The 26558-nt window shown below is 35.3% G+C and carries 19 protein-coding genes, 3 pseudogenes and 1 riboswitch; of the genes and pseudogenes, 5 read left to right on the forward strand and 17 right to left on the reverse strand.

The genetic code is table 11. The features are described from left to right. Window positions 1-61 precede the first annotated feature (61 nt). The 4 genes and pseudogenes from K6959_RS12420 to K6959_RS12435 all read left to right on the forward strand — a co-directional run bounded on the left by K6959_RS12420 (window position 62) and on the right by K6959_RS12435 (window position 4489). Window positions 62-1036, forward strand: coding sequence for an exonuclease domain-containing protein (locus K6959_RS12420; protein WP_262421786.1), 975 nt, complete (start codon window positions 62-64; stop codon window positions 1034-1036). Between the two features lie 185 nt (window positions 1037-1221). Continuing rightward, window positions 1222-2339, forward strand: a pseudogene (locus tag K6959_RS12425) (IS4 family transposase). Window positions 2340-2668: 329 nt separating this feature from the next. Further along, window positions 2669-3888, forward strand: a pseudogene (locus K6959_RS12430) (IS4 family transposase). 19 nt (window positions 3889-3907) lie between these two features. Then, window positions 3908-4489 (forward strand): ABC-2 transporter permease, encoded by a 582-nt coding sequence (locus K6959_RS12435; protein WP_163243023.1) that lies wholly within the window; start codon window positions 3908-3910, stop codon window positions 4487-4489. 754 nt (window positions 4490-5243) lie between these two features. Here the strand turns inward: K6959_RS12435 and K6959_RS12440 are convergent. From K6959_RS12440 to K6959_RS12460, 5 genes are all read right to left on the reverse strand, one after another. Beyond that, entirely contained in the window at window positions 5244-5468 is a 225-nt protein-coding gene (locus tag K6959_RS12440; RefSeq protein ID WP_163243024.1) for a helix-turn-helix domain-containing protein, read from the reverse strand. 146 nt (window positions 5469-5614) lie between these two features. Further along, window positions 5615-6079 (reverse strand): acyl-CoA thioesterase, encoded by a 465-nt coding sequence (locus K6959_RS12445; protein ID WP_163243025.1) that lies wholly within the window; start codon window positions 6077-6079, stop codon window positions 5615-5617. 130 nt (window positions 6080-6209) lie between these two features. After that, a complete protein-coding gene (gene sdhB, locus K6959_RS12450; protein ID WP_163243026.1) occupies window positions 6210-6971 on the reverse strand; it encodes a succinate dehydrogenase iron-sulfur subunit in 762 nt (253 codons plus the stop codon). Window positions 6972-6974: 3 nt separating this feature from the next. After that, on the reverse strand, window positions 6975-8735 hold the full coding sequence (gene sdhA, locus K6959_RS12455; RefSeq protein ID WP_223086650.1) for a succinate dehydrogenase flavoprotein subunit: 1761 nt from the start codon (window positions 8733-8735) through the stop codon (window positions 6975-6977). Between the two features lie 91 nt (window positions 8736-8826). Beyond that, window positions 8827-9435 (reverse strand): succinate dehydrogenase cytochrome b558 subunit, encoded by a 609-nt coding sequence (locus tag K6959_RS12460; RefSeq protein ID WP_163243028.1) that lies wholly within the window; start codon window positions 9433-9435, stop codon window positions 8827-8829. A 585-nt stretch (window positions 9436-10020) separates the two neighbouring features. Here K6959_RS12460 and K6959_RS12465 point away from each other — a divergent pair. Further along, entirely contained in the window at window positions 10021-10470 is a 450-nt protein-coding gene (locus K6959_RS12465; protein ID WP_218944023.1) for a YslB family protein, read from the forward strand. A 42-nt stretch (window positions 10471-10512) separates the two neighbouring features. Here K6959_RS12465 and K6959_RS12470 read toward each other — a convergent pair whose 3' ends face one another. From K6959_RS12470 to polX, 12 genes and pseudogenes are all read right to left on the reverse strand, one after another. After that, entirely contained in the window at window positions 10513-11742 is a 1230-nt protein-coding gene (locus K6959_RS12470) for an aspartate kinase (RefSeq protein ID WP_163243029.1), read from the reverse strand. A 158-nt stretch (window positions 11743-11900) separates the two neighbouring features. Further along, on the reverse strand, window positions 11901-12032 hold the full coding sequence (locus K6959_RS19225) for a hypothetical protein (protein WP_258561195.1): 132 nt from the start codon (window positions 12030-12032) through the stop codon (window positions 11901-11903). Further along, a riboswitch (Lysine riboswitch) is annotated at window positions 12030-12212 on the reverse strand. Its footprint overlaps the gene before it by 3 nt. Before the next feature lie 67 nt (window positions 12213-12279). Continuing rightward, complete coding sequence (uvrC, locus tag K6959_RS12475) at window positions 12280-14052, reverse strand: excinuclease ABC subunit UvrC (protein ID WP_223086652.1); 1773 nt, start codon at window positions 14050-14052, stop codon at window positions 12280-12282. A 152-nt stretch (window positions 14053-14204) separates the two neighbouring features. Beyond that, a complete protein-coding gene (trxA, locus tag K6959_RS12480) occupies window positions 14205-14519 on the reverse strand; it encodes a thioredoxin (protein ID WP_163243031.1) in 315 nt (104 codons plus the stop codon). A 385-nt stretch (window positions 14520-14904) separates the two neighbouring features. Next, the gene (locus K6959_RS12485) at window positions 14905-15882 is read right to left on the reverse strand and encodes an electron transfer flavoprotein subunit alpha/FixB family protein (protein ID WP_223086653.1); all 978 of its coding nucleotides are present in this window, start codon (window positions 15880-15882) and stop codon (window positions 14905-14907) included. Between the two features lie 41 nt (window positions 15883-15923). Beyond that, complete coding sequence (locus K6959_RS12490; protein WP_223086655.1) at window positions 15924-16697, reverse strand: electron transfer flavoprotein subunit beta/FixA family protein; 774 nt, start codon at window positions 16695-16697, stop codon at window positions 15924-15926. 190 nt (window positions 16698-16887) lie between these two features. Continuing rightward, window positions 16888-17661 carry an enoyl-CoA hydratase gene (locus K6959_RS12495; protein ID WP_163243034.1) on the reverse strand — a complete coding sequence of 258 codons (774 nt, stop codon included), beginning with the start codon at window positions 17659-17661 and terminating at the stop codon, window positions 16888-16890. A gap of 48 nt (window positions 17662-17709) precedes the next feature. Continuing rightward, window positions 17710-18291 (reverse strand): fatty acid metabolism transcriptional regulator FadR, encoded by a 582-nt coding sequence (locus K6959_RS12500; RefSeq protein ID WP_163243035.1) that lies wholly within the window; start codon window positions 18289-18291, stop codon window positions 17710-17712. Window positions 18292-18533: 242 nt separating this feature from the next. Then, window positions 18534-20237 carry a long-chain-fatty-acid--CoA ligase gene (locus tag K6959_RS12505; RefSeq protein ID WP_163243036.1) on the reverse strand — a complete coding sequence of 568 codons (1704 nt, stop codon included), beginning with the start codon at window positions 20235-20237 and terminating at the stop codon, window positions 18534-18536. A 1652-nt stretch (window positions 20238-21889) separates the two neighbouring features. Then, window positions 21890-22303: pseudogene (locus K6959_RS12510) on the reverse strand (DUF350 domain-containing protein). Between the two features lie 21 nt (window positions 22304-22324). Further along, window positions 22325-24682 (reverse strand): endonuclease MutS2, encoded by a 2358-nt coding sequence (locus K6959_RS12515; protein WP_223086656.1) that lies wholly within the window; start codon window positions 24680-24682, stop codon window positions 22325-22327. A 19-nt stretch (window positions 24683-24701) separates the two neighbouring features. Then, window positions 24702-26423, reverse strand: a complete 1722-nt coding sequence (gene polX / locus K6959_RS12520) for a DNA polymerase/3'-5' exonuclease PolX (protein ID WP_163243039.1) — start codon at window positions 26421-26423, stop codon at window positions 24702-24704. Window positions 26424-26558: the final 135 nt, after the last annotated feature.

A 26558-nucleotide genomic window follows, 5' to 3' on the forward strand; every position in this document is an offset into this window, starting at 1 on the left:
TGTTAATAACAAATTCTCATTAGTCTTAAATTGAACTTATAATTGTAAGTAAATTAAGGGGTTGAATAAAAAAAGGGAGGGGAGAAAAATAGATTTCATTTCAATTGATTTTGAAATTGCAAACAAGAATCTTAATAGTGCTTGCTCATTGGGACTCGTTTTTGTAAAAAATAATACGATCATTGATCAACAGTATTTTTTAATTAAACCACCAGTTTTAGATTTAGATGAAGAATTTACAAAGATTCACGGAATTACAGCTAATGAGTTGGAAAACGCTCCAAGCTTTGCTGAAGTTTGGGATAGGATCTCACATTATTTTCATCAGGGAAACTTAATAATTGCCCATAATGCACGCTTCGATATGAGTATACTGAAAAATTGTTTAATGGCTTATTCACTTAAAGAACCCGAATTCCAATATGTTTGCAGTATACCTATTAGCACACGAGCTTGTCGAGGTGAAGGTATAGGTAAATCTTTAGCAGCTAGAACTAATAGATTTGGAATTGTAATCGATCACCATCACAATGCATTATCTGATGCTAGAGCTGTCGCTGAATTAGTAATTAAATGTGTACAAATAAAGAGTCGAAAATCAATTCAATCCTATATTAATACATATAGCTCCATCCCTGTAAAGTCGTTTGCTGAATTAAAACCGCAAACTATCTTTGGAAAAAAACGCCGTAAATTTAATAGAGTTTCTATTAATGATATAAAACCTATCAATCATGAATTTAATGAAAATCATCCATTTTTCAGGAAAAATTTAGTTTTTACAGGTGAGTTGCAATCGATTGATCGTAAAGAAGCGATGCAAAAAGCTGTAAATGTCGGTGCTTTAGTAAAAAGTGGCGTAAGAAAAAAAACTGATTATCTTATCGTTGGTGAACAAGATAAGTCACTTGTTGGCAAAGATGGATTAAGCACTAAAGAAAAAAAGGCATTTTACCTAATTGAAGAAGGCGAAAGCATTAAAATTATTGATGAAGGTCAATTTCTAAAACTATTAGAATCTTTAGTTACCAATTAACGTTTAGGGGTTAAAAGAAGTTTATAAATATATAATACAAAAAATCACTAGCGTTGCATTAATAAATATTGAAAGTTATGAAGATTCCTAATAGTTAGTAATTAATTTTCAAGCAATAAAAAAATCCTTTACAATGGAAGTACAGGTGATTCCCTGTCCAAATCCAATAGTAAAGGATAACCGATATGGACAAGAATACACTAAAATCATCATTTGGTAAATGGATAACACCTATAAACTCAAAAATACTTTTTGAACAAGTAGAAGAAAGTAAGCAAGATCATTATACGAAAAAACTGACAACTGTAGCCTACATAAAGCTTATGTTGCTTGCTCAATTACAAGGATTCGAGAGTCTGGAAGAAATGAGTGACGCACTGATTCATGATCAACTTCAAAAAGCCTTAGGTTTTGAATCAATCAGTAAATCTCAATTATCAAGAAAAAACAATGAAGTCAATCCAGCTATTCTTTCCCGATTATTTTTGGAGCTTGTGCACCAAATAAAAGAAATTCACTTTAAAAACGGAAAGCATATGCCATTAAAAATCATCGACTCCAGTACACTTCCATTAAACCTGACGAATTATAAGTGGGCAAAATTCCGCAAAACAAAAGCTGGTGTCAAGCTGCATTTGCGACTTGTGTTCATGAATAATGATACTGTATACCCTGAAAAAGCAGTAATTACAACAGCCAAAGAACATGACAGAAATCAATTGGAAATTCTCGTTGATGATAAGGAAGCCATGTATGTGTTTGACCGCGGATATGTTGATTACGAACGGTTCGATCGAATGATGGATGATGGCTACTTCTTTGTATCAAGATTAAAGAAAAACGCCGTCATTCGTGAGGTAGAATCCTTTTCGGTTCCTGAAAAGTCTACTGTTCTATCAGATAGAATGGTTTACATTGGCTCTACTCAAAATCGTACAGAGAATGTCTTCCGCCTCCTTGAAGTTGAGGACACAAAAGGAAACATTCTTAGGTTAATAACGAATCGCTTCGATTTAGAACCTGACGAAGTCAGCGAAATTTATCGTCAACGTTGGGCGATTGAACTGTTTTTTAAATGGCTAAAAAACAGCATGTAAAGATCAAACACTTTTATGGTATGGGTGAAACAGCGATTCAGAATCAAATTTATCTTGCACTCATTGCCTATTGTCTAAATGTTCTAATCCAACTGGAGATGAAAAGCAAAAAAGCCCTACTCCGGATTAGTCGTTGGTTAAAGGCAGCACTTTGGAAGCCTGCTTACATTTGGATTCGCAAATTCGATAATAGAGCAAGTCCGTAAACACATACACAGTTGCTGTCACCTAAGTATTAAATGTATATTTTTACCGAATGGACAGAGCACCTTTGTTTAGCCCTTGTTCTTTTAGCAAAAAATAACACTGGTCTATTTACAGAATATTCCGTCCTTATTTATGCAACGCTAATGACAAAAAATAAATAACTCAACTTTCGCAGTGTAAAAATAACATATAATCGTTATCCGGTATAAGACATTCAGTACTTCATTATGTTCCTTGACAAAAGTATTTATAAAAGAAAAACACCCCAACCTTTGGTATAGTTTAATTGTCGAGAAAAAACTACCAAATAGATGAGGTGCCTCCTACTATGATAGCGAATAATGACCAAAATAATCAACTACCAAATGATTTGAAATCTGCATTTAATGAATTACAGATTCTTAAACACTTACGGCTTTTTAAATCATTCCAAATTTTCTTGGCGTCGATTTTTACTTTTACTAAGCACAGCAACTATTTATAAAGTCAATCGCTTGACCAAAAGTGACCGTCCAAAAGTATTGATCATTGATGATTCTTCATATGAACGAAACCGTAGTAAAAAGGTGGAATTGCTTGCGCGCTGTTTTGACCATGCATCTCATAAAATGCGTTTTTATAAAGGCTTTCGTATGCTTACGCTAGGCTGGTCTGATGGTGCTACCTTCATGCCAATTGATTTCTCGTTATTAAGCTCAAAGAAGTCTAGAATAAATGACATCTCGGATAAAGTAGACAAACGCACTTTAGGTTATAAAAGACGTGTAGAAGCACTACAAACTGCGCCAGAACAGATACCATCTATGATTTCCCGAGCACTTTCTGCAGGAATTGATGCTTCTTACGTGTTAATGGACAGTTGGTTTACCCAACAACCCCTTATTCAATCTATCGTGAAACAAGGCATCGATGTCATCGGTATGGTTAAGGCCACGAATCAACGTTATCTAGTAAATGAAAAGCGAGTCGGGTTAAAAGAACTTTACCGCCTAGCGACACCTACATCAGGAAATAAAAACATCTTGCGCTCCATTCGTACAACGATGGCAAATGGTGTCCAGGTAAAAGTTGTATTCGTCCGAAACCGTAACAAAAGAAGTGAATGGTTAGCCATTTTAAGCACAGATTGCACGTTAACAGAGACAGAAATCATACGAATTTATGGGATGCGCTGGGATATTGAAGTCTTTTTCAAGGCTACAAAATCGCTACTAAAATTACAAAAGGAATTTCAAGGCAGGTCTTATGATTCACTTATAAGCCATACAACCATTGTATATTTGCAAGATATATTCTTTTATCATGGCAAAATCGCTGCAGCACAGATGACCGCACACTTGGTGGTATGTTTTACGAACTTTGTGACGAAATAAATGAGCTTGATTGGGCTGTTGCACTTCAACAACTTATCGAGCTTCTTGAAGATGCCTTGAAAAAAAAACAAATAAGAAATTCAAAAAGTTAATCAAAAGTCAACTACAACAATGGTTTGCCGGATTGCCTAATTATATCAAGGCCTACCTGCCTAATTTGGGCTGCGAAAGTTGAGTTAATAAGAAAAGATTTGATGATCCACAAAAAAATGTTGCTGACTATGTTACTAGGGATCATTGCTTACATGTTTTTAGATGTTTCAGTTTTATTCGTAGGTATTATTTTTTCAATCGCAACAGCTATGACAGCTTTCTCAGTAGATGAAAAAAAGTCAATTCAGCTACTGCTGAGCTCACTTCCTTATACAAGAAAGGAAATTGTGAGTTCCAAATACCTCAGTTTAATCATGTATACACTTTTTTACATAATCATTATTTTTATTGCCAAATACGCCATTCATCAAAAGCCTTTAGAGTGGAAACAATTATTTTTCATTATTTCAGCGGTTATGTTAATTGCCTCGTTTATGTATCCATTTTCATATAAATATAAAAGCCAGTATTTATTTACTGTTACAATTTTTGTATTCGGTGCGTACTTTCTAGCAATCAAGTTATTCATCCCAAATTTAAATGATTTAATTCGAGAATATGTCGTGAATTTATTAGCGTTTGCTAATGTACCTATTTTAGTTGTTATAGCCATAGTGATCTTAGTCATTTACAGTGTTTCCTGGATGTTATCTATTAAAATATACGAGAATAAAGTGTTTTAATAAAGGAATAGAATAACTGAATCATCCTCCTGTAAAGGAACAATCATTTTTCAATAAGTCTTCGATATTATCTATACGTTAAGTCAAAAGCAACATAAGGGGGTTCGAGAACGACTATCCACAGAAGAAGAAAATCAAAAATAGAAGCAGAAAAAATAGATGTGGAGCCCTCGTTTCTGACACTATATAATTGCATAAGTCCTTATTAAAAAATTTAATTGCTTAAATATTTTATTTGATTAATTGAGTTAATTTCGTAAATTAAGAGTAAAAATCCTCATCAACTGTATTTTAAATAAAAATTTAAATAAGGAATTGCATAACATTAAAATTTCAATCATTAGTACATAAATATCTTTGAAAGGAAAAAATGGAATCATAGAAAAATGCGAAAACAAAAGGATATTTGTATAAATTCAGAAAAATTATATAATAAACATCCAATGTTTACTTATGAATCTTTATCAGAATTGTTACTGTATTTTGGTTATATTTTACAATGTCTCCGAGCTCGCTACCGCATCAACGAGTTACAATTGGCGTGTTTCTGTTTTTTGAAATAAACATATTTTTAAAAAGAGGAATAATGGGGATAAATTTAAATTACTAAAATAATTTAACTAATAACTCTTCAAATAAAAAAAATATTATATATGATACAAAGTTACCTCTAATTATACAAGATTCATTATGTTTACATTCAAAATAAATAAAGTGCAAAACCGGCTTCCTTGGAAAGGATAGCCGGTTTTTCTTAAAGCTCTAATTCTCCCATGCGAAGGAGCTCTACAACAGCTTGGGAACGCCCCTTGACACCTAGCTTTTGCATAGCATTTGAAATATGATTTCGAACCGTTTTTTCACTTATAAACAATTCACTAGCGATCTCCCTTGTTGTTTTATCTTGTACTAACAGTTCGAATACTTCTCTTTCTCTTTTCGTTAGTAACGGCTTGTGAGTATATTCATTATCCTTCAAGTATTGTAACCCTCCTTGCCTTCGCCAGCTATGAACCGTGGGATGGGTATATATTTACTCATCATATCATATGTGAAATAAAGAGATGGAGTGACTATATTCCTTGAAGGAACACGTTATTATGAAAAATGTGCGAATGTGTATATTTAAATGCTTAATTTGTTGCTTAAAATAAACTGTCCTTTTATTTCGTCTGACCATGGAACGCTTTTTCCAGTTTTTTTTGAGATTTGTACAATAGTTCCTCTTCCAACAAAGCAAACGGTGCCATCCATTTTTTTCGCCATGTAATGAATATCAACAGAAGATGTCCCAATTTCATTTGCTTTAACGTAAATTTTTAAATTTTCTCCAAAATATACTTGCTTAATAAAATCACATTGTAAATCAGCAACTACTGGAATCGTTTCATTATTTTGGAGCAGCCAATTTTGCATGACTCCTTTGCTATTAAAAAATTCAATTCTTGCTTCTTCAAAATATGTAAATGGAACCGTATTGTTAACATGTCCAAACATATCAGTTTCAGAAAAACGGACTTTAATTGGATGAAAAAACTTAAAATCTTGCTCCCACTTAGCGAAATCCTTAATATAATTTACCTTTTTCATTTAACTCCCTCCTAAAGATGAATGAACATTCATTCTCCTTCTATTATATAGGTTTTGAAAAGTTTTGAAAACTGGGGGATGTCATAAAAAACTCCCTTTTTCCATATTAGGAAAAAGGGAGTTATCAGTTTTATACTCGATCGCTTCCGAAGAAGTTTTTAAATGATTGTATTGTCGTATCTCTGTTTAATGCTGCAATTGAAGTTGTTAATGGTATACCTTTAGGACATGATTGAACACAGTTTTGTGAATTACCGCAATTTGCAAGTCCTCCGTCCCCCATAAGCGCCTCAAGTCGTTCAGCTTTATTCATCTCACCTGTTGGATGAGCGTTAAATAATCGTACTTGGGAAAGAGGAGCTGGACCGATAAAGTTTGATTTGCTGTTTACATTTGGACAAGCTTCCAAACAAACACCACAAGTCATACATTTTGATAATTCATAAGCCCATTGACGCTTTTTCTCTGGCATACGTGGTCCTGGACCTAAATCATATGTTCCATCAATTGGAATCCATGCTTTAACTTTTTTCAATGAGTCAAACATTCTGCTCCGGTCTACTTGTAAATCCCTTACAACAGGAAAAGTACGCATAGGTTCTAAACGTACTGGTTGTTCTAATTGATCAATTAAAGCCGTACATGATTGTCTTGGCTTTCCATTAATAACCATCGAACAAGCACCGCAAACTTCCTCTAAACAGTTCATATCCCAAGCAACAGGGGTTGTTTTTTTGCCTTCAGCATTAACTGGATTACGACGAATCTCCATTAAAGCTGAGATCACATTCATATTAGGGCGATAAGGAAGTTCGAATATTTCCTTATAAGGGGCTGAGTCAGGGTTATCTTGGCGAGTAATTTCAAAACGTACAGTTCTTTTTTCTGACATTCCTTATTTCTCCCCCTTCTTCTTCGTATAATCACGTTTACGTGGCTTAATTAAAGATACATCCACATCTTCATAATGGAATTGTGGTGCAGATTGTTCATCAACAAATTTCGCCATTGTTGTCTTTAAGAAATCCTCGTCATTACGGTCCGGATAATCAGGCTTATAGTGAGCTCCCCGGCTCTCGTTACGATTGTATGCACCGATTGTAATAACACGGGCAAGCTGAAGCATATTCTCAAGTTGACGAGTGAACATTGCACCTTGGTTGCTCCATTTTGCAGTATCGTTAATATTAATTTTCTTGTAACGCTCCATAAGCTCCTGAATCTTCTCATCTGTCTTTAAGAGCTTGTCATTATAACGAACAACAGTAACATTCTTAGTCATCCATTCCCCTAGCTCTTTGTGAAGGACATACGCATTTTCATTTCCATCCATAGACATGATATTATTCCTTTTTTCTTCTTCTTTCTTAACATAGCTGTCAAACACCGTTGAAGAAACTGAATCTGCACTCTTCTCAAGCCCATTTATATATCTCACAGCATTAGGTCCAGCTACCATTCCGCCATAAATTGCAGAAAGCAGAGAGTTAGCTCCAAGACGGTTTCCTCCATGCTGAGAATAATCACATCCACCAGCTGCAAACAATCCAGGAATGTTTGTCATTTGATCATAGTCAACCCATAATCCACCCATTGAATAGTGAACTGCAGGGAATATTTTCATTGGAACTTTACGCGGATCATCCCCCATAAACTTCTCATAAATCTCAATGATACCGCCAAGCTTAATGTCTAATTCTTTCGGATCTTTATGAGAAAGATCTAAATAAACCATGTTTTCGCCATTAATACCAAGCTTCAAGTTAACACAGACGTTGAAAATCTCACGTGTTGCTATATCACGAGGCACAAGGTTACCGTATGCTGGATATTTTTCTTCTAAGAAATACCACGGTTTTCCGTCTTTATAAGTCCAAACACGTCCACCTTCACCGCGAGCTGATTCACTCATTAAGCGCAGCTTGTCATCTCCTGGAATCGCAGTTGGGTGAATTTGAATGAACTCACCGTTTGCATAATAAGCACCTTGTTGATAAACAATTGATGCTGCTGATCCTGTATTAATAACTGAGTTTGTTGACTTCCCGAAAATAATTCCGGGACCACCAGTCGCCATAATTACTGCATCACCGGCAAATGATTTAATTTCCATCGTCGTTAAGTTTTGAGCAACAATTCCTCGGCAAACACCTTCATCATCTAATACAGTGCCTAAAAATTCCCATCCTTCATATTTCGTTACTAAGCCAGCAACTTCATGACGGCGAACTTGCTCATCTAGAGCATAAAGTAATTGTTGTCCTGTTGTTGCACCTGCATAAGCAGTACGGTGATGCTGAGTTCCACCAAAGCGGCGGAAATCTAGTAAACCTTCTGGAGTACGATTAAACATTACCCCCATTCGATCTAGTAGATGAATGATTCCAGGTGCTGCCTCACACATTGCTTTTACCGGAGGCTGATTAGCTAAGAAATCACCGCCATAAACAGTGTCATCAAAGTGTTCCCATGGAGAGTCACCCTCTCCTTTTGTATTTACTGCTCCATTAATACCACCTTGGGCACAAACAGAGTGAGAACGCTTAACCGGCACTAAAGAAAATAATTCTACTGGGTTTCCTGATTCAGCAACTTTGATCGTTGCCATTAGGCCAGCTAAACCGCCGCCAACTACGATCACTTTCCCTTTACTCATCGTGACTCACTCCTTTATCAGTCGTCGAAATAGTCCGATCTCATCTCTATAAAAACGTTTTGCATGTTAAATTTAAAATTTAAAATTAAAATTAAATGAATGCTGTTAATGCACGAATACCAACAATTGACAATGCAACAAATATACCCAATGTTACATATGTAGAGATCATTTGTGATCTTGGTGTAATCGTAATACCCCAGCTAACTGCAAATGACCATAAGCCGTTAGCAAAGTGAAAAATTGCAGATATAACACCAACTACATAAAACCAAAACATGAATGGGTTTGATAAAATGTTCTCCATCATTTGGAAGTTTACATCAGCACCGAGCGCTGCTTGTACACGTGTTTCCCAAACGTGCCAAACAACGAAAATAAGTGTAATAACACCTGTTAAGCGTTGCAGCATAAACATCCAATTTCGTAAAAAGCCAAAATTACTAACATTGTTTTTAGCGGTAAAAGCGATATAAAGCCCGTAGATTGCATGATACATTAATGGTAGGAAAATAATAAAAATTTCCAAGAAAGTACGGAAAGGAAGATTCCCCATAAAATTAGCAGCATTATTAAAGGATTCTTCCCCTTTAGTAGCAAAATGGTTGATGACCAAGTGCTGCGTTAAGAACAATCCTACTGGAATGACTCCTAGCAGCGAATGCAATCTGCGATTAGAAAATTCTCGATTACCTGCCATGAATTTACCCCCCTTATTATTTTAAAATGATGGATAGGTGTATCTTTCCCATTACCCCCTTGATGGAACGATCTACCTTTCATCATTATAGAAAATGTTTGCGCATTTTCTAACAATTATGTGACATGTTCATTTTACTCCCACATTGCTGGAGCGTCAAGGAAACGGATACATAAAAATTTTATATAAACAAAATTATAAAAATATACTGGAATTGTATAGAACATTTACTTAAATGAATTTTCCCTATTACAATAAAATGTAATTTTCATTTTCTGTATGAACTAATAAATTGTATTATTTATTATATCAGTTGCTTAAGCAGTAAGAACATGATTTTGTTCACGATACAGTAATAATGAAATTTCTATTTATATGACCTAGCTTTATTTTCTGCTATAGTTTTTAACAATTTTCTATTGTATAGCCTTTGATAAAATTGAATGTTTATTCATCATAAATAGGTAATTATTACTAATCTCTATCGTGAAGAATCGTACTAATCTTTAACATTTTATTTTTTAAAAGTGTACTGATTTTACTCCCAATTTGTATATAATAGATTAATAGAAAGAGGGGAGTATATTGATTGAAACAACATCTTCAGAAAAACAATTACAAAGCGAATCATTAACGGTTCCATTGTTTGGATATGAATTGATTCGAGAGGTGCTTTTAACAGAATTACTCGGCAAAGACACACCTGAAATTTTGTACTGGGCCGGAAAAAGATTAGCCCGAAAATATCCGCTGAAAACGGTAGAAGCCGTGATTGATTTTTTTGAAAAAGCTGGCTGGGGACATTTATCCCTAAGACATTTAAATCCTCATGAAATGGAGCTTGAGTTATCTGGTGAACTTATTAAAGAACGCTTTAAACGAAAACGAAATTGCTCCTTTCAGCTTGAAGCAGGCTTTCTAGCTGAACAAGTTCAACTGCAAAAAGGCTTTATTGCAGAAGCATATGAACATCCTAAAAAGCTCGTAGCGAAAGTAAGGTTCACCATTAAATGGGACTCTAAAGCTACCCCATAAGGAAATCTAGCCTATGCTGGATTTCCTTTTATTAAAACAGCCTTAAGATCTTATTGGAATCGCAGAAAGCTTAAATGCCTTATGCAATGCATTTACTGCCGGTAACATTTGTTGCTGATTAACAACTGTAGAAATCTTTATTTCTGAAGTACTAACCATCCTTATCTCAATTCCGTTATTTGAAAGAACAGTAAACATTTCCGCAGCTACCCCTGGATTAGAAACCATCCCAGAGCCAACAATTGATACTTTTGCAAGTCCTGTTTCTGATTCGATATGGTCATACTTTAATAAATCTTTATTTTTTTCAAGAACATTTAACGTCTCTTTTAGTGTATCATTTTTAATCGAAAATGATATGTCAGTTATTTCCTTGCTCGTCATACTTTGAATAATAATATCTACATCGATGTTGTTTTTTGCTAAAGTTGAAAAAATTGTCGATAAGCTTGTCAAACAATTGGGTAATCCAAAAACAGTAACCCTTGTAATCTCGTCTTCAAACGCGACACCACGTACAACTAAATTTTGCTCCATCGTTACTTCCTCCTTAATGATCGTTCCTCTTTCTTTTTCTATACTCGAGCGGACTTCAAGAGTCACATTGTGATTTTTTGCAAACTCTACAGCACGAGGATGAAGTACACCTGCTCCTAGATGAGCAAGTTCAAGCATTTCATCGTATGATATTGCCGCTAATTTTTGAGCTTCTTTCACATGCCGTGGGTCTGTTGTATACACACCTGTTACGTCAGTATAAATATCACATTTAGACGCTTTTAGAGCCGTCGACAATGCAACAGCTGTCGTATCTGATCCCCCTCTTCCAAGCGTTGTAATTTCTCCATCTTCTGTTACTCCTTGAAACCCAGCAACGATTACTATCTTTCCTTTATTTAGCTGTTCGCGGATTTTTTCCGTATGAATATTTAATATCCGTGCATTACCATGCACTGGTTCAGTAATAATTCCTGCTTGCCAGCCTGTAAAGGAAGCAGCTTCCCACCCGTTTTGCGAAAGAGCCATCGATAATAAAGCAATTGTTACTTGCTCTCCAGTCGAAAGGAGCATATCCATTTCCCTTTTGTTAACTTGGTTTGATACATCTTTTGCTAAAGAGATAAGCTGATCAGTTGTTTTGCCCATTGCTGATACAACAACAACACAATCATTGCCTTTCATCTTTTCTGCGCTGATTCGTTCGGCAACATTTAAAATTCTCTCGGGATCACTTAATGATGTACCACCAAATTTTTGAACAATTAACGCCACATTTTCCCCTTCTTTCTCACATTTTTCAGAAACGATTTCCTTATCAACAAAGCTAAGTTATCTAACTCAATTGATTCATTGGCCCATTTCCTTCTGTTGATATGAATCGAACAAGATAGCTAGCTTGCTTTATTAATTCATATCAACAAAAGGACCTTTTAACATAGCCGAAAGGCGATTGAGACTGCAGTCTCAATCGAACGAGCCGAAAGGTTTAACAAAAAATAAACAGCAATGAGAAGTTCTATCCCATTGCTGTGAAACGCTATAAACACGAATTTCGCAGACAAAGAGATAGCTCTCCAAGTTGTTATTGTTCAACTTGACAATTCTGCTTCTATTCAAAGCAGAACCAGCAAAGAAATAAATGAGTCTTTCTTTACTTCGGCAAACTCCCCTTTCAAAGCTTTTCATTGAAGCTCATTCTTCTCAAAGCTTTTACTATTGAAGTTTGCACCTCTATCCTTTAACGCTATAAAGTGATAATGTTTTGAAATTTTAATGAATATTATATCATATCCATTTTTATCAAACAACCTATTGTGTTAACTTTTTCATTAATGCTTCAGCTACATTTTTTGGTATTCCAATCGTAGTAAACTCTTCTAACTTTGCCTCTTTCTTTTTTTTAATTGATCCGAAATGTTTTAACAATAATTTTTTTCTTACTTCCCCAATCCCAGGAATATGATCAAGGATGGAATTAAATGTATTTTTCCCCCGAAGCTGGCGATGAAACGTAATCGCAAAACGATGAACCTCATCTTGTATTCTTTGAAGCAGATAAAACTCTTGGCTATTTTTTTTTAATGGAATCATTTCAAGTGGATTTCCATATAATAGCTGTGATGTTTTATGTTTTTCATCCTTTACAAGTCCAGCTATCGGTATATTTAGGTTTAATTCATTTTCAAGAACATCCCTTACTGCCTCTACATGACCTTTTCCCCCATCAATAATAATGAGATCCGGTAAAGGAAGTCCTTCTTTTAATACTCTAGAGTAGCGCCTTCTTACAACCTCCCGCATTGATTCATAATCGTCGGGCCCTTCTACTGTTTTAATTTTATACTTACGGTATTCCTTTTTCTCTGAACGGCCATCAATAAACACAACCATTGCGGACACTGGGTTCGTTCCGTGAATATTTGAGTTGTCAAACGATTCAATTCTATGCGGAGTATAGATTCCAAGCTGTTCCCCTAATCTTTCTACTGCTTTTATTGTTCTTTCTTCATCCCGTTCTATTAGCGAGAATTTTTCTTTCAAAGCAATTTTAGCATTTTTTATCGCTAAATTGACAAGATCTTTTTTTTGTCCCCGTTGCGGGGTCAATACTTTTACTTCAAGTAGTTCTTCAGCCATTTGTGAATTAACTGTGTTTGGAATTAATATTTCTTTTGGCTTAAAATGATGATCTTTTAAATAAAATTGTCCGAGAAACGTCAACATTTCATCCTCTGGTTTTTTATAAATTGGGAACATCGAAACATCCCGTTCAATTAATTTCCCTTGGCGAATAAAAAATACTTGTACGCACATCCAGCCTTTATCAACTGTGTAACCAAAAACATCTCGATTCGTAAAATCATTGGTTGACATTTTTTGCTTTTCCATGACTGCTTCAATATGAGCAATTTTATCTCGCAACTCTTTTGCTCGTTCAAATTCAAGATTTTCAGATGCTTCAATCATTTTCTTTGACAGCTCTGTCTTGATCTCCTTATATCCACCGTTTAAAAATCGAGTAATTTCATCAATCATTTCTTTATATGTTTGATCTTGTATTTCATTTACACAAGGTGCGATACATTGACCAAGATGATAATATAGACAAACCCTATCTGGTAACGCTGTGCATTTTCTGAGAGGATACATACGATCTAGCAGCTTTTTCGTTTCATTCGCAGCGTGTACATTAGGATAAGGTCCGAAATATTTACCTTTATCCTTTTTTACTTTTCGTGTCGTTATTAATCGCGGATGTCGCTCCGCTGTCAGCTTAATATACGGATAGCTTTTATCGTCTTTAAGCATTACATTATACTTCGGATCATACTGCTTAATTAAATTCATTTCTAAAATGAGTGCTTCGATTTCAGATGAAGTGACAATATATTCAAAGTCTTCAATTTCATTCACAAGTCGTAACGTCTTCCCATTGTGAGATCCAGTAAAATAAGACCGGACTCTATTTCTTAATATATTTGCTTTTCCCACATATATGACCGTTCCTTGTCGATCCTTCATTAAGTAACAGCCAGGCTGTTCAGGGAGAATGGCAAGCTTTGTCTTTAGTTTTTCATTCATTTTGTCACATCCCTATTTAAACAAACATTTCGAAGTATTGTATCACACTGAAAGGAAATTTGGGGGGAGAGATTTATTTGTTAAAAGGAGATCACGAACTTTGGTCCTTAAAAAGACCTTGGACTATGATGATAAGTCCAAGGTCTGTCTAATTAAGCATGTTTTGAAAGAAGTCCAACAAGTGCTTCTTTCGGTTGAAAACCAATAACTTTGTCAACTACTTCTCCGTCTTTAAGAACAACTAAAGTTGGGATACTCATGACACCAAATTTTGCAGCAGTTTCTTGATTTTCATCTACGTCAACTTTGACGATTTTCACTTTCTCACCCATTTCAGCATCAAGCTCTTCTAAAACAGGTGCAATCATTTTACATGGTCCACACCAAGGTGCCCAAAAATCCGCAAGCACTAAGCCTGAGCTTGTTTCAGCTGTAAAAGTTTGATCTGTTGCATTTGTAATAGCCATCTTTATTGCCTCCCTAATAATATAAAACTAAAAATACTATCGTCAGTATAGCACCGTTTATTCAATCATGCTAATAATATGTTTCTAACACATTTTACCCTTATCGTTCACTTATTATAAGGAAAAATACTTTCAAAAAAGATGATCACGAACATGCTCCAACTTTACCTTTTCGATCATGTTCCTTATTTTTTAGAGTATTTATCAAGTACAAATATAATGTTTTTTAGATCATTAGGTCTTTTTTCACACTGAATAATTCACAGCAATCTATTACTTTTACCTTATAGTTAGCAAAAACAAACCATGACAAGAAAGCGGCTAACGAGAGCCGCTTTATGAAAAACTTTAATTGCACATATAATCAGGTTTTAGCACTTACAAATTATGCATTCACCTTTATTTTTTTAAATTCCTCTATTAATAAAGGTACAACATCAAATAAATCACCGACAATACCATAATCAGCTACGTTAAAAATATTTGCCTCAGGGTCTTTATTAATCGCAACAATCACTTTTGAATTAGACATACCTGCTAAGTGCTGGATCGCTCCAGAAATCCCACAGGCAATATAAAGATCCGGTGTAACAACTTTACCAGTTTGTCCAATTTGTAAAGAATAGTCACAATATTCGGCGTCACATGCACCACGTGATGCACCAACTGCACCGCCAAGCACATCAGCTAATTCTTTTAACGGTTCAAACCCCTCTTCACTTTTTACTCCGCGTCCGCCAGCTACTACAACCTTTGCTTCAGAAAGATCTACACCTTCACTCGCTTTGCGAACAACTTCTTGAATAACTGTTCGTAAATCTTTTATTTCTACTGAAAGTGAGGATACTTCACCTGTTTTTGCTTCATCTTTTTCAAGTGGATCGATATTATTTGGACGGATTGTTGCAAACACAATTCCATCAGTTACAATCTTCTTCTCGAACGCTTTTCCAGAATAAATTGGTCTTGTAAATACAAGATTTTCACCTGTTTGTTCAACTGCAATCGCATCAGATATTAATCCAGAATCTAATTTACTTGCAATTTTAGGAGATAAATCTTTTCCCATTGCGGTATGTCCAAAAATTAATCCTTCAGGATTCTCCGCATCAATAACAGCCATAACAGCTTGAGAGAAACCATCAGAAGTATATTGTTTTAGCTTTTCATTCTCAACTACAACTACACGATCAGCACCGTAGAAAATCATTTCATTAGCTAAATCTTTTACTGAATCTCCAATTAATAATCCTACTACTTCTCCACCGTCAGCTACTGTTTTTGCAGCTGAAATCGCTTCAAAAGAAACGTTGCGCAACGCTCCGTCACGGACTTCTCCTAACACTAATGTTTTTTTAGCCATTCGTTTCTACCTCCTGCAATATTATTCTCTCAATTGTAAAATTAAACTACTTTAGCTTCTGTATGGAGAAGATGTACTAATTCCTTTACTTTATCTTCAAGTTCACCTTCTAAAATTTTACCTGCTTCCTTCTTAGCTGGAAGGAAAATTTCGAGTGTTTTCGTTTTAGCTTCTACATCATCTTCGTCTAAATCTAAATCATCTAATTCAAGCTCTTCAAGCGGCTTTTTCTTTGCTTTCATAATTCCTGGTAAAGAAGGATAACGAGGTTCATTTAAACCTTGCTGTGCTGTTACTAAAAGCGGCAGGCTCGTTGCAATCTCTTCAGAGTCACCTTCAACATCTCTTGTTATTTTCACATCGCTGCCATCAATTTCAAGTTTTGTAATCGTTGTCACATATGGAATATCTAATAATTCAGCAACACGAGGTCCAACCTGACCAGATCCGCCATCAATGGCAACGTTTCCAGCAATAATTAAATCTGGATTCTTGTCTTTTAAAAACTCTGCTAAAATTTTGGCAGTTGTATATTGATCACCATAATCTAAATCATCTTCAGTGTTGATTAATACGGCTTTATCTGCCCCCATTGCTAAAGCAGTGCGCAACTTTTTTTCTGTTTCTTCATCACCGACAGAAATAACAGTGATTTCACCGCCATGTGCATCGCGAACTTGAATTGCCTCCTCAACTGCATACTCATCGTATGGGTTAATGATAAATTCTGCACCATCTTCGTTAATTTTTCCACCAGAAATTGTGATTTTTTCCTCTGTGTCGAATGTTCTTTTCATTAGTACATAGATGTTCATGTTTTCCCCTCCTAAATATTTTAGCTATCCTACTCGATTGTAATTGTTATTATTTGAAAATAAAAACAATTCAAATGATATTTATATAATAACACTAATTTGTTACTAGAGTGGGATTTAAATTCTCAAGATGTTACATTGGATAATGGCTTAGGCTCTGTTCGTCATTTCCAGCATGTGAATAAATTTATTATTTTCCTTTGAAATTCGGTTGTCTTTTTTCAATGAAAGCTTTAATTCCTTCTTGGCCATCTTCAGACATAAATACTTCCCCGAAAAGCTCGGCCTCTTTTTTGACTCCTTCATAAAACTGAGTCGTTTTACTATAACTTAACAGGTGTATTGCTGCTTTAACAGAGATTGGACTTTTCTTTGCAATCTTCTCTGCAAGTTTGTATGCATTGTCGAGCAACTCATCTTCTTGATAAGCATGATTTGCTAAACCGTATTGAACAGCTTCTAATCCTGTAATTGGTTCACTTGTAAATAACATTTCAGCAGCCCTTGCTGTTCCAACATAACGAGTAAGACGTTGAGTTCCTGCGAAACCTGGAATTAGACCAAGCTGTAATTCTGGAAGCCCTAATTTTGCATTTTCACTCACTAACCGAATGTGACAGCCCATCGCAAGCTCAAGACCTCCACCTAAAGCCGCACCGTGAATAGCTGCAATCATCGGTTTTGGGAAATTTTCCATTCGTTCGAATAGATCTTGGCCTGTTTTAGCAAGCTTCGAAAAGTCTTCACTCGTTTGAATGGTTGTAAATTCTTTAATATCAGCTCCCGCTGAGAAAAAGCGCCCTTCTCCATGAAGAAGTACAACTCGAATCTCTTCGTTTGCTTCAATCTCTCCTAAAACGGTAGACAATTCTTTTAGCAAACCTGTTGAAAGGGCATTTGCTGGAGGACGTTTTAGGGTAATTGTTGCGATTGAATTTTCATAAGACCAATATAAGTATTCCATTGACTCCCCTCCTCATTCATTTAAAAAGGATCATAAACTCCTTTTTGTTTATTGACCACACCCATTAATTAATAGCTGATGTACAGGCTCTGCTAATGAAACCAAATCATACTTTCGATCATTCATTACCCATGTTGTGACAGTCTCGTCAATTGTGCCAAATATCATTTGCTTTGCAAGTCTCACATCGAGTGAACTATGGAACTCCCCGCTTCGTTTGCCCTCTTCTAAAATTTGTTCGATTAGATATAAATATCCTTTTAATACTTCGTTAATTTTTAAACGAAGTTCTTTATTCGATTGTCTTAGTTCAAGCTGGGTAACGATTCCAAGATGATGGTCTTCAGATAGCATTTTAAAGTGTGTTTTAACCAACATTAATAACTTCTCTGTTGCTTCCGGTTTTCCTGCAATATTTTCTTCAATTTTTTCTACGAAGAAGCCCATTTTTTCTTGAAAGAGAGAAATGAGTATATCTTCTTTATTTTTGAAATATAAGTAAATGGTTCCATCCGCCACACCTGCTTGTCTCGCAATTTTAGACACTTGTGCTTGATGATATCCATTTTCTGCAATTACAATAACAGCAGCATCGATAATTTGGCGATACTTCGGTCTATTTTTTTTCAATGTTTTCCCTCCTTTCAAGATAGGCAGCGATCATATATGTTAATGGTACCTACAAATCTATTTCATCATTATTAGTTAGTTACGATCAAATATGAATGAGCAATCATTCATATTTTTATGATATTAACATAATGAAAATCTGTCAAGTCATTTTCTTATCAAATTAATTATGACACGTATGATAATATAGGACAAGGCAAATAATCTCAAAATAAAGAACCGATTAGCTCGATTTTAATGATCTATGCCTGTTTACTTTGTTCATCATCAAGTCTTTTTCTCTCTTCATCAACTAACGCTCTTCGTAAAATTTTACCTACAGCTGTTTTAGGCAGTTCATTTCTAAATTCATATATTCTTGGAACTTTGTAGGCTGCAAGATGTTTCCGCGCAAACTCATTTAAAGCCTTTTCCGTAACTGTTGCCTTTTCTTTTAAAACAATATATGCTTTTACAGTTTCACCTCTATACGGATCTGGTACACCTGCAACTACTACTTCTTGAACATCAGGATGCTCATAAAGGATTTCTTCAATTTCCCGTGGATAAATATTAAAACCACCTGCAATAATCATATCCTTTTTTCGATCAACAACATAGAAATATCCATCCTCATCCATATATCCAAGATCACCTGTAAATAACCAACCGTCGCGCAATACTTCTTCTGTCTCTTCAGGCCGATTCCAGTATCCCTTCATCACTTGCGGTCCTTTAACAGCAATCTCACCTATTTCACCTGGCGGAAGATGTTCACCTGTTTCTAAAGAGACAATTGCAGCGTCTGTTTCGGGCCAAGGTACACCGATACTCCCCTTAATACTCGGACGTTCCCACAAAAAATTTGCATGTGTAACAGGAGAAGATTCAGTGAGACCATAGCCTTCAACAAGCTTTCCACCGGTAATTTCCTCAAATCTTTGTTGCACTTCTATCGGTAATGGCGCAGAACCGCTTATACAAGAATCAATTGAGGAAAGATTGTATTTTTGTAAATTCGGATGATTTAATAAGCCAATATATATTGTTGGAGCACCAGGAAATAAGGTAGGCTTTTCTTTTTGAATTGTTTTTAACGTTGTTTCCGCATCAAATTTTGGTAGGAGTATCATTTTGTAGCCTTGCATGATTGCTAAAATCATAACTGCTGTCATTCCATACACATGAAAAAATGGTAAGACTCCTAAAACAATTTCTTCTCCCCTTTTGCATTTATACATCCATGCTGCACACATTGAAGCATTTGAAACAAGATTTTTATGTGTCAGCATAACTCCTTTAGGAGCTCCCGTTGTCCCACCTGTATATTGTAACAATGCTAAATCTTCGTTAAAATCAAAATCAATTTTTGGCTCTTCGCCAACTGGTTTTTTTAATATTTCTGTCAGCAAGTGATGATTCCCTTTATGATTTACATTTACAACAAGTCCAAATTGCTTTTTTTGCTTGAAAGGATAAATAATATTTTTCGGAAAAGGTAAAAAATCCTTGATAGCGGTTACAATAATATGCTCTAAATTTGTTTTCGGCATGACTTTCATTACTCTAGGGAATAAAACATCTAAAGTAATAATCACTTTTGCCCCAGAATCTTTCATCTGATATTCAATTTCTCGTTCCATATAAAGGGGATTTGTTTGGACAACAACTCCTCCTGCCATTAGTATACCGTAATAGCTAATAACTGCTTGAGGCGTGTTTGGCAGCATAATTGCAGCACGATCTCCTTTATTAATTCCTAGTTCCCTTAAATATCGTGATAATTTTAATGCGGCTTCATAAAGTTCTTGATAAGTAACCTTTTTACCTAAAAAATGGATGGCTACTTTATCTGGAAATTCATTTGCCACCTCCCTTAAATATTGCTGTACCGGCCGAGGCTCTTCTGTTAAGACTGAAGGAATTTCTTTTGGATAATGTTTAAGCCAAGGTTTTCTTTCAGACATACCGTATCCTCCTATTTAAAAAATTATTTGAACATTCAAATTGTTCTTTCTTATTATAATATAATGATGTATCCTTGACAATTAGAATCAAATTTGTTCCTTTTTCAAAACAAATCGGTTTTTCCAGCCACACTTTCTTTTAAATCGTGTTTCATTACGTCCAATTAAAACTACCGGTATGATAAAAATAAATCCCTCATCAATGCCATATATGAATATAAAAGGAGGACAAAAATAAACGTATAAGCAATGATAAATATGCTGATGTTAGACTAAAAAGAGACACAGTTTATGTATTGAAAAAACTATTAATATAAGGTGTTCACTTGAGCAAAAAGTCTATAATTTTTTTCTAGCCATGTCCCATGAATCCCTCTTTTTATATAATAATGAAATTATTGCTACCAGATTAGCCAAAGGAATGTCTTTGAAAATGGTCATTGGTACACTAAAAAAACATAGAAAAAACGGAATATAAAAGGAGTCCTCCTTCATAGCATCAGGGTTTTCAGTATAACAACTTGAGTCCATATCGATATAGACTCAGGCTGCAGATGGGCTTTTTTAATATTATCTACTTGACAGGGAGCACTTCATTTCTTCTTCTACAGTAAAAATCAATTCTCCTTACTTTTATCTACTTTTTCAGCGATAGTATATGCTATGAATTGGGTAATGACTAATACCATTAGTACCCAAAAAGCATGTTTAACGCCAACAGTAATATTAAGAACAAGTAAAGTAAAGTAAAATTAAATAGAAAAGAAGAAACACATATTTAACTCTATTTACATTCATTTGTATTATTTCCCCTTTCTCCAATTTTTTTTAGTATATAAATGACAAGGGAATTGTTTCTATTAATAATTATATTAGGAGGGTAACAATTTTCGAAGAGAAAAATTAGCTTTAATGTAATCGCTTTACCTCTAGCTTTAATCCTATTGTTTAGTAGTTTACCGTTAAATGTATCTGCTGAGCAAATACATGAAGAAGTTAATACAGAAAATATTGTTGTTGATGGACAAAACTTTGAGTAAAAAACATAAAATGGAAATATCTAAACAGGTATCTTCAAACTAAATAGTTTCCTTGTTTTCCAAGATTGAAAGATTGCTCAGCCCTTCGTTTCCGTTGGAAATAACTATGGCGTCTGCTGACTTCTCACGATAAATCTTGTTTCAACCGGCTTTATTTCCGCCCGTGAGACCTCCCCCGTTAAGAGCTATAACCTTCCTCCCATGTAACTGCTGTATTTATTGTATGGAACTCGTGCAGTATCGGACTTTGTCATGTTTGGCAGACTCGTCCATTCCAAGTCAGCCTTGTATGCAGTTTCGGATCGTCAGTTCGGGATTTACCTTCGTCTTCCTTCAGATTCCGCCTTACGATGCCCATCCTTGCCTTTAGCTAACAGTTCCTACTGCCCAGGCTTGTAGTGGACTCTCACCACCAAGTTATAGCTCAGCCAGGCGCACCAAAAAAAAGAACCGCTGCATATTAGCAAGCGATCCTTAAATATACTTTAGACAAAAAATAATAAATATACAACTCCGATAAGCATAAAAACTCCTGAAATGACGAGCAATATTTTCGCTAATTTTTCCATTAAAAATTCTCCTTATCTTACACAAACTTAGAGCTAACAGTTATTATACTAAAATACCAGCCCCAATTACATAAGACAAACCAATTGAAATAACCATTGAGATAAATCCGACGGCACGATTATTATTTTGTATCTCATCGTCAATTTTAAATTTCGGAGTTAAAAACTCAAAAATAAAATAGCCGATAAGTAATAATACAAAACCGTAAACTCCCCAAATAATCATCATTAATAACGAATCGTGGCGCATGATAGAATGCCGAAAAATATTTGCAATCCCAAAAATTTTTCCACCTGTAGCCATTGCAACAGCCATGTTACCCTTTTTTTTATTTCTTCCCAATTATTATATTTTGTTACGAGTTCAAAAATAGCTAAAAAAAACGACTACAAATAGAACTACAACACTATAATTACCGGCTGTATAAATATACTCGTTTTCCCAAAAATCTTTCATCGTTTCATTTCTCCCTGATTTTTATTTGAACTGTACAACAGTAACACCTGTGCCTCCCTCACCTGCTTCTCCGAAACGAATATGCTTAACTGCTCTATGATTTTTTAAATATTCTTGGACACCTTGCCGTAACGCTCCCGTTCCTTTTCCATGGATAATTGTGACACGGGGATATCCTGCCAGTAAAGCATCGTCAATATATTTTTCGAGTTTTTGTAAAGCAGCTTCAAAACGCTCTCCTCTTAAATCAAGCTCAAGGCTGACGTGATAACCTTTTCCTTTTACTGTAGCAAGAGGTTTTGTCTCGACTTTTTTAGGTTTGGAGATGAACTCCATATCTGTTTCGTCAACCTTCATTTTTAATATTCCTATTTGAACATGCCATTCCTGTTCTGATAATTTTTCAATGAGATAACCAACTTGATCAAAGCTTAATACCTTTACCTCATCTCCTGGACTAAAGGAATGTTTCTTTATAGGCCTTTTAACATGCTTAGTTGATGTGTCAATTTGTGGGGTAACATCTTCAAGCCGTTTCTTCGCATGAATTAATTCATGCTCTTTAATTTCCGCATGCTTCTCAAATCGCAGTTTTCTTAGTTCACTAATAATTTGTTCCGCTTCTATTTTCGCTTTTTCAACTATTTCAACTGATTCCTTTTTTGCTCTGCCTAATAATTTATCTTTCTGTTCAAAATAATTGCTTAATTCCTTTTGTAAGTCTTGATGAAGCTTTTCTGCCTGTTGTAAAAGCTCGTGTGCTTCCGTTAAATCATCGTCGGCTTGCCGTTTACTTCTTTCCAGTGATGCAATCATATTTTCTACTTTACTACTATCTGCACTTATATAAGTTTTAGCATTTTTAATTACTTTTTCATTTAAACCGAGCCGTTTTGCAATCTCAAAGGCGTTACTTCGTCCTGGTACACCGATTAATAGCTTAAATGTAGGACTTAAAGTCTCGATATCAAATTCAACACTTGCATTGATTACTCCTTCACGATTGTATCCGTATGCCTTTAATTCTGGATAATGAGTTGTGGCGATGACGCGAGCTCCACGATTATACACCTCATCTAATATTGAAATAGCAAGCGCAGCACCTTCCTGAGGATCTGTCCCTGCTCCTAATTCATCAAATAATACAAGACTATTACAATCAGCATGAAGTAAAATATCAACGATGTTGACCATATGTGATGAAAAAGTACTTAAATTTTGTTCAATTGACTGTTCATCCCCGATATCAGCGTATACTTCAGCAAAAACAGCTAATTGTGAACCATCGAGGGCAGGAATTTGTAATCCAGCTTGAGCCATTAATGTACATAATCCTACGGTTTTCAGCGTTACCGTTTTACCACCTGTATTTGGACCTGTAATAACCATTGTCGTATAATCTTTTCCTAAAGAAAAATCATTCGCAATGACTTCATCAGCTGAAATAAGCGGATGACGTGCTTTAAATAAGTTAATGACGCCTTGATTATTGATTAACGGTTTTGAACCCTTAATTGAATTGCCGTACCGTGCCTTTGCAAAAATAAAATCAAAGCTGGCTAAAATATGAACGATTTCTAGTAAAAAGCTATTACTTTCAGCGACTGCTGCCGTTAAATGAGTTAGAATTCTTTCAATCTCTTGTTGTTCCTTTACACGGATTTCTTGCAATTCATTATTTAATTGAACAATTGATTGCGGTTCGATAAATAATGTTTGTCCTGAAGAACTTTGGTCATGAATAATTCCGCCATAATGTCCGCGATATTCTTGCTTAACAGGAATGACGAATCGATCATTCCGAATCGTTATAATGGCATCAGATAGCATCTTTTGCGCATTAGCAGAACGGATCATCCCCTCAAGCTTTGACCTAATTCGTGCCTCATTGCCACGAAGTTGGTGGCGAAGAGTTCGTAATCTATCGCTTGCGCTATCAAGAACATCACCATTATCATCAACAGCCGTTTTAATTTTTTCCTCAAGCTCCGCTAAAACAACGATCCGGTGAGCAAACGATAACAATATCGGAATATCTATTTTTTCATTAGCTAATTCTTCGATAAATCGTTTCATTATTCTGCTGGAATGGATTGTACTCGCAACTTGCATTAATTCATGCGGACTGAGCATTCCGCCAATTTCAGCTCTTTTTATATGAGTACGTATATCAAAAATACCACCAAGCGGAACGTTGCCTTTTAATCTTAATACTTTTACTGCCTCATCTGTTTCTTCTTGAAGTTTGATCACCTCTTCAAATTTAGAAGACGGTAACAAATTCTCTACTTTCTCTCTTCCTAGAGAAGAGGATACATGATTTACAAGCTGTTCTCTCACTTTTGCAAATTCTAACACTTTGAAAGTTCGTTCGTGCATTGAGCGTCTCTCCCTCTTTCTACGCCCGTTTTTCTTTCAAAAAGCTGAGTAATTGTTCCGTTTCCAGCGCATTTAAAACGGCTGTTTTTGGCACCCAAGCTTTTCGAGCTGCTGCTACACCCACTTCCATATGTGCGAGCGTATCAATTTTATGGGCATCTGTATTTATGACAAGCTTAACCCCCGCTTCATGCGCCTTTTTCAAATGTTCAGTGGAAAGGTCTAACCGATGGGGATTTGCATTTAACTCTAATACTGTGTTCGTCTGTTTTGCTAGTTCAATCAGCAGATCAATATCAACATCATATCCTTCCCGCCGACCTATTAATCGTCCTGTAGGATGAGCAATCATATCAACATGTTTATTTGTAAGCGCTGTTTTTAATCGCTCCATTATTTTACTGCGTGGCTGGGAAAAAGAAGAATGAATTGATGCGATGACAAAATCCATTTCACTTAATAATTCATCACAATAGTCTAACGTTCCATCGGGTAAAATATCCATTTCTACACCAGCTAAAATAATAAAATCATCATATTTTTTATTTAATCGGTCTATCTCTTCTCGCTGTTTTCTTATGCGATCAGGTGTTAAACCGTTAGCAACCTTTAAAAACTGAGAATGATCAGTAATTGCCATATATTGATAACCTCTTTGGCGGCATGCTTCAGCCATTTCTTCAATCGAATATGCACCATCACTCCAAGTGGAGTGCATATGTAAATCTCCTTTTATATCATTTAAGGTAATGAAGTTTGTTTCTTTAGTCATCCGATCAATTTCGTTTCCATCTTCACGGACTTCCGGAGGTATAAATGGTAGTCCAAAGTGATGAAAAAAATCTTTTTCAGATGCAAATGTATGAATTTTTCCAGTTTCAATATTTTCAACCCCGTACTCGCTAATTTTTTCACCACGTTCTTTTGCTAACTGTCTCATTCGAACGTTGTGATCTTTTGAGCCTGTAAAATGGTGTAATGCATTTATAAATTCTGAAGGTTTTACGAGACGAAAATCGACGGACACATCAAGTTCATATTCAAAAATGATCGAGACCTTTGTATCACCTGTTGCAATTGTTTCTTTAATATTTGGGAGCTTTAAAAGCTGCTCCTTAACGATAGATGGATCTTTTGTACTAATAATAAAATCTAAATCTTTTATCGTTTCCCTTACTCTTCGTAAGCTACCGGCGCGTGAAAACTGATTAACTTGTTTAATTTGTTTAAGTTCAGCTTCAATCGCTTCAGCAATCGGAAGCATGTAAGCAATTGAGAGACGTTCAGGTCTACTTCCGATATTTCTAATTGATGCTAATAATTTTTCCTCTGTTTTTTTTCCAAAGCCGGGTAACGTTTGTACTTGATTGTTTACACATGCTTCTTTCAAATCCTCTACATTTTTGATTCCAAGTTCTTTATACAGCTTAGCAATTTTTTTACCGCCTAAGCCTGGTAATTGCAGTAAAGGAATCAGTCCTTTCGGTACCTCCTCTCGAAGTTCATTTAAAATTGTTGAACTACCATTGTTAATAAACTCTTCAATAACCCCTGCTGTCCCTTTTCCGATATTCGGAATACTTGTAAAATCAGCTATTTCTGCTAAGCTTCTCATATCTCTCTCTAAAGCTAAAGCTGCTTTCCGGTATGCTGAAACTTTAAAAGAATTTTCTCCTTTTAATTCCATGTAAATAGCAATGATATCTAATAACTGGATAATATCCTTCTTATTTATATCCAAAGGTAAACACCTACCTTATATATAGTAATCAACAGATAAATGAGGAAGTACAGACTTTGCCCAAATTCGATAGACTAAACAATAGATTACAGACAAAAAGGCGCTCAGAATCGAACATTCGAGCACCTTATATTT

Origin of the sequence: Bacillus aquiflavi (assembly GCF_019915265.1) — a bacterium.
In the GTDB taxonomy this organism is placed as follows: Bacteria; Bacillota; Bacilli; order Bacillales; family Cytobacillaceae; genus Bacillus_BT; species Bacillus_BT aquiflavi.

Bases quoted from the DNA above. Each gene is read 5' to 3' on its own strand.
- K6959_RS12485 (WP_223086653.1), bottom strand. From the start codon at position 15,882: ATGGCTAAAAAAACATTAGTGTTAGGAGAAGTCCGTGACGGAGCGTTG.
- K6959_RS12445 (WP_163243025.1), bottom strand. From the start codon at position 6,079: ATGAAAAAGGTAAATTATATTAAGGATTTCGCTAAGTGGGAGCAAGAT.
- K6959_RS12490 (WP_223086655.1), bottom strand. From the start codon at position 16,697: ATGAACATCTATGTACTAATGAAAAGAACATTCGACACAGAGGAAAAA.
- K6959_RS12460 (WP_163243028.1), bottom strand. From the start codon at position 9,435: ATGGCAGGTAATCGAGAATTTTCTAATCGCAGATTGCATTCGCTGCTA.
- K6959_RS12505 (WP_163243036.1), bottom strand. From the start codon at position 20,237: ATGTCTGAAAGAAAACCTTGGCTTAAACATTATCCAAAAGAAATTCCT.
- sdhB (WP_163243026.1), bottom strand. From the start codon at position 6,971: ATGTCAGAAAAAAGAACTGTACGTTTTGAAATTACTCGCCAAGATAAC.
- K6959_RS12515 (WP_223086656.1), bottom strand. From the start codon at position 24,682: ATGCACGAACGAACTTTCAAAGTGTTAGAATTTGCAAAAGTGAGAGAA.
- K6959_RS12435 (WP_163243023.1), top strand. From the start codon at position 3,908: ATGATCCACAAAAAAATGTTGCTGACTATGTTACTAGGGATCATTGCT.
- trxA (WP_163243031.1), bottom strand. From the start codon at position 14,519: ATGGCTATTACAAATGCAACAGATCAAACTTTTACAGCTGAAACAAGC.
- K6959_RS12495 (WP_163243034.1), bottom strand. From the start codon at position 17,661: ATGGAATACTTATATTGGTCTTATGAAAATTCAATCGCAACAATTACC.
- sdhA (WP_223086650.1), bottom strand. From the start codon at position 8,735: ATGAGTAAAGGGAAAGTGATCGTAGTTGGCGGCGGTTTAGCTGGCCTA.
- uvrC (WP_223086652.1), bottom strand. From the start codon at position 14,052: ATGAATGAAAAACTAAAGACAAAGCTTGCCATTCTCCCTGAACAGCCT.